This window comes from Mycobacterium sp. TH-M15 (assembly GCF_057473705.1).
Genome location: NZ_JBYCLB010000108.1, coordinates 1 through 4,314 on the forward strand (window position 1 = coordinate 1; position 4,314 = coordinate 4,314).

A 4,314-nucleotide genomic window follows, 5' to 3' on the forward strand; every position below is an offset into this window, starting at 1 on the left:
GGGTGCGCTGGGGCGATATCGTCGCCCGGGTCTTCGGCCGGATCGACCCGATCGCCGCCGGCGGCGAAGACTACCGGCGCAGCCTGACCAATGTCGACGTGTACCGCAGCCACACTCGATTTGGCGCGGTCGCGCCCGACGGCCGCTACCTGCTGCGCACCGCCGACGGCGAGGAGTTCACCGCCGCCCAGGTGGTGATCGCCGCCGGGGCGCGCGCGGTGATCCCGCCGGCGATCGCCGACAGCGGCATCGGCTACCACACCAGCGACGACGTCATGCGGATCGCCGAACTGCCGAAGCATCTGGTGATCGTCGGCGGCGGCTTCATCGGCGCCGAGTTCGCGCACATCTTCTCCGCGTTCGGCGTCCGGGTCACCCTGCTGGTCCGCGGCGGCACCCTGCTGCGGCACTGCGACGAGACGATCAGCGAGCGGTTCACCCGGATCGCGGCCGCGAAATGGGAGCTGCGCACCCACCGCAGCGTGGTCGGCGCCGAGCAGAGCCGGCGGGGTGTTGCCCTGCACCTCGACGACGGCTCCGAGCTGACGGCCGACGCGGTGCTGGTGGCGACCGGCCGGGTGCCCAACGGCGACCTGCTCGATGCCGAACAGGCCGGGGTGAAACTCGACGGTGGCCGGGTGCTGGTCGACGAATACCAGCGGACTTCGGCGCCAGGCGTTTTCGCGCTGGGCGACGTGTCGTCACGCTACGAGCTCAAGCACGTCGCCAACCACGAGGCCCGGGTGGTGCAGCACAACCTGCTCTGCGACTGGGACGACACCGACGCGATGGCGGTCACCGACCACCGCTACGTTCCGTTCGCGGTGTTCACCGATCCGCAGATCGCCACCGTCGGGCTGACCGAAAACGCCGCCATCGCAGCCGGATCGGATATCTCGGTCAAGGTCCAGGACTACCGCGACGTGGCCTACGGCTGGGCGATGGAGGACACCACCGGGCTGGTCAAGCTGATCGCCGAACGCGGCACCGGGCGGCTGCTCGGCGCGCACATCATGGGCTACCAGGCGTCGTCGATCATCCAGCCGCTGATCCAGGCGATGAGCTTCGGGCTCACCGCGCCGGCGATGGCCCGCGGGCAGTACTGGATTCACCCGGCGCTGCCGGAGGTCGTGGAGAACGCGCTGCTCGGGCTGGCCTGAGGCCGGTGTAAGGCGTTGGCGGAACAGTCTGCTACACGCCGGGCCGGTCTCACGGTCGACCGGTTTTCAGTAGTGGTACCGAGCCTTCAGAATCTTGACCTGCGCGTCGTCCGCCCGGTACACCAACCGGCGTTCGTCGTCGATCCGCCGGGACCAGTATCCCGACAGCTCCCCCTTGAGCGGTTCTGGCTTGCCGATCCCGGCGAACGGGTCGCGTTGAATCGCGCCGATGAGGCGGGCGATCCGGCGGGCGGTCTTACGGTCGGAGGCCAGCCAGAACAGGAAGTCCTCCCAGGCGTCGGGATCGAAGTGGATACTCCGCACTCACTCCTCGCCGCCCGCCAGCTCCCGCAGTTCGTCCATCGACGTGGTGAGTTCTTCGTGTCCGGCCCGGTCTCGGGCGACGGCTTCCATCAGTCGCCTGGCGTTCTCCGGAGAGCGCAGCAGGTAGACGGTCTCCTGCCACGAGTCGTAGTCGTCAGCGCTACAGCGGTGTCACGTACGCCGAGCTGATCCCGCCGTCGACCAGGAACGTCGACGCGGTGATGAACGAGGCGTCGTCGCTGACCAGAAACGCCACCGCGGCGGCGATCTCCTCCGGTTCGGCGAACCGGCCCAGCGGCACGTGCACCAGCCGGCGGGCCGCGCGTTCCGGGTCGGCGGCGAACAGCTCCTGCAGCAGCGGGGTGTTCACCGGGCCGGGGCAGAGCGCATTGACCCGGATGCCCTGCCGGGCGTACTGCACCCCGAGCTCCCGGGACATCGCCAGCACTCCGCCCTTGGACGCGGTGTAGGAGATCTGCGAGGTCGCCGAGCCCACCACCGCCACGAACGACGCCGTGTTGACGATCGACCCGCGACCGGCGGGCACCATGTGCCGCAGCGCCGCGCGACAGCACAGATACACCGATTTCAAGTTGACGTCCTGCACCCGCTGCCAGGCCGACAACTCGGTCTGCTCGATCAGGTCGTCCTCCGGCGGGGAGATGCCGGCGTTGTTGAACGCGATGTCCACCGAGCCGTAGGTGTCGGCGGCGGTGTCGAACAGCGTGTCGACGTCGGCCTGCGCCGAGACGTCCACCGGCACGAACAACCCGTCGAGCTCGTCGGCGACCTCCACCCCGGCCGCCGGGTCGACGTCGCCGATCACGATGGTGGCGCCCTCGGCGCGCATCCGCCGGGCGGTGGCCAGCCCGATGCCGCCGCCGCCGCCGGTGATCACCGCCACCCGTCCGGCGAGACGCTGGGTCAGATCTGTCACTGGGCCTCCTCGACGGCGAAGAACACGTTCTTGGTCTCGGTGAACGCCAGCGGCGCGTCCGGGCCGAGCTCGCGCCCGAGCCCGGACCGCTTGAAGCCACCGAACGGGGTGTTGAACCGCACCGACGAGTGCGAGTTCACCGACAGGTTGCCGGCCTGCACGGCCCGGGCGACCCGCACCGCCCGGGACAGGTCGTTGGTCCAGATCGAGCCGGACAGGCCGTAGACGGTGTCGTTGGCCAGCGCGATCGCGTCGGCTTCGTCGTCGAACGCCAGCACCGCGACCACCGGGCCGAAGATCTCCTCGGTGACGCAGCGGTCGCCGCGCACCGGGGTCAGCACCGTCGGCGGGAACCAGAATCCCGGCCCGTTCGGGGCGCTGCCGCGGAACGCCACCGGCGCGTCGTCGGGCACGTACCCGGCCACCTTCTCCCAGTGCGCACGGGACACCAACGGACCCATCTCGGTGTCCCGGGCGAGCGGATCGCCGACGACGACGCCCTTGACCGCCGGCTCCAGCAGCTCCATGAATTTCTCGTAGACGCTGCGCTGCACCAGGATCCGGCTGCGCGCACAGCAGTCCTGCCCGCCGTTGTCGAACACCCCGTACGGCGCGGTCGCCGCGGCGCGGTCCAGGTCGCAGTCGGCGAAGACGATGTTGGCGCTCTTGCCACCCAGCTCCAGGGTGATCCGCTTGACCTGCTCGGCCGCCAGAGCGGCCACCCGGGTGCCGGTGGCCGTCGAGCCGGTGAACACGATCTTGGAAACGTCCGGGTGGGTGACCAGCCGCTCTCCCACCACCGAGCCGGCGCCGGGCAGCACCTGCAGCAGGTCGGCGTCGAGACCGGCCGCTGCCGCCAGCTCTCCGAGCCGCAGTGTGGTCAGCGGGGTCCACTCGGCCGGTTTGACCAGCACCGCGTTGCCGGCCGCCAGCGCCGGCGCGAACCCCCAGGAGGCGATCGGCATCGGGAAGTTCCACGGGGTGACGACGCCGACCACGCCGATCGGCTCGTGGAAGGTGACGTCCAGGCCGCCGGCCACCGGAATCTGGCGCCCGGAGAGCCGATCCGGGGTGGCCGCGTAGAACTGCAGCACGTCGCGGACGTGCCGGGCCTCGCCTTCGGCGGCGGCGACCGGGTGCCCGGAGTTGGCCACCTCCAGCTCGGCCAGCTCACCGACGTGCGCGTCGACGACGGCGGCGAAGCTGCGCAGCGCCTCGGCCCGCTCGGCCGGGGCTCGTCGTGCCCAGCGCCGCTGCGCCGACTGTGCCCGGCGCACCGCGTCGTCGACGGCGGCGGCATCGAGCCGCGGCACCGAGCGCAGCGCCGCCCCGGTGGCCGGGTTGACCAGTTGGGTGTCGCTCATCCGGCGACCCGGCCGGTGGCATAGGCGCGCGCGGCCTCGACGATCGCCGTGAAGAGCCGCAGGTCGTCCAGTGACTCCTCCGGGTGCCACTGCACGGCGAGCACGAAGTTCTCGCCCGGCAGCTCGACCGCCTCGATGACGCCGTCGGCGTCGCGGGCGCTGACCACCAGCCCGTCGCCGAGTTCGGCGATCGCCTGGTGGTGGTAGCACGGCACCGCGGCGGATTCACCGAGCAGCCCGGCCAGCCGGGTGCCCGGCACGGCGTGCACGCCCATGGTGGTGAAGACCGCGTCGCCGGCCCGGTGGCCGTCGTGGCCGATCACCTCGGGCAGATGCTGGTGCAGCGTGCCGCCGAGCGCGACGTTGAGCACCTGGGCGCCGCGGCAGATGCCCAGCACCGGCAGCCCCCGGCGCAGCGCCTCGGTGAGCAGGGCGAACTCGAAGGCGTCCCGGTCGGTGGCCGGCTCGTCGGTCTCGGCACGCCGCTGCTGGCCGTAGCAGCCCGGGTCGACGTCGGTGCCGCCGGTGA

Annotated in this window: 5 protein-coding genes and 1 pseudogene; 1 reads left to right on the plus strand and 5 read right to left on the minus strand. The window is 71.3% G+C overall.

The annotated features are described in order from the left end of the window. On the plus strand, window positions 1-1,160 hold a 1,160-nt coding region (locus AC2VNT_RS02720), incomplete at its 5' end, for a mycothione reductase (protein ID WP_486945393.1). 66 nt (window positions 1,161-1,226) lie between these two features. Here the strand turns inward: AC2VNT_RS02720 and AC2VNT_RS02725 are convergent. From AC2VNT_RS02725 to AC2VNT_RS02745, 5 genes and pseudogenes are all read right to left on the minus strand, one after another. Continuing rightward, window positions 1,227-1,484: a Txe/YoeB family addiction module toxin gene (locus AC2VNT_RS02725; protein WP_486945394.1), complete on the minus strand. Its 258-nt coding sequence runs from the start codon at window positions 1,482-1,484 to the stop codon at window positions 1,227-1,229. After that, window positions 1,485-1,646, minus strand: a pseudogene (locus AC2VNT_RS02730) (type II toxin-antitoxin system Phd/YefM family antitoxin); the annotation flags it as partial. After that, window positions 1,645-2,421 carry a 3-oxoacyl-ACP reductase gene (locus tag AC2VNT_RS02735; RefSeq protein WP_486945395.1) on the minus strand — a complete coding sequence of 259 codons (777 nt, stop codon included), beginning with the start codon at window positions 2,419-2,421 and terminating at the stop codon, window positions 1,645-1,647. The pseudogene AC2VNT_RS02730 and the gene AC2VNT_RS02735, both read right to left, overlap by 2 nt. Beyond that, window positions 2,418-3,785 carry an aldehyde dehydrogenase family protein gene (locus AC2VNT_RS02740; RefSeq protein WP_486945396.1) on the minus strand — a complete coding sequence of 456 codons (1,368 nt, stop codon included), beginning with the start codon at window positions 3,783-3,785 and terminating at the stop codon, window positions 2,418-2,420. The genes AC2VNT_RS02735 and AC2VNT_RS02740 overlap by 4 nt, the downstream gene beginning before the upstream one ends. Next, on the minus strand, window positions 3,782-4,314 hold a 533-nt coding region (locus AC2VNT_RS02745; RefSeq protein ID WP_486945397.1), incomplete at its 5' end, for a gamma-glutamyl-gamma-aminobutyrate hydrolase family protein. The genes AC2VNT_RS02745 and AC2VNT_RS02740, both read right to left, overlap by 4 nt.

What these genes read in the sequence shown, in the direction of transcription:
- AC2VNT_RS02740 (WP_486945396.1), bottom strand. Translation starts at nt 3,785, where the DNA reads ATGAGCGACACCCAACTGGTCAACCCGGCCACCGGGGCGGCGCTGCGC.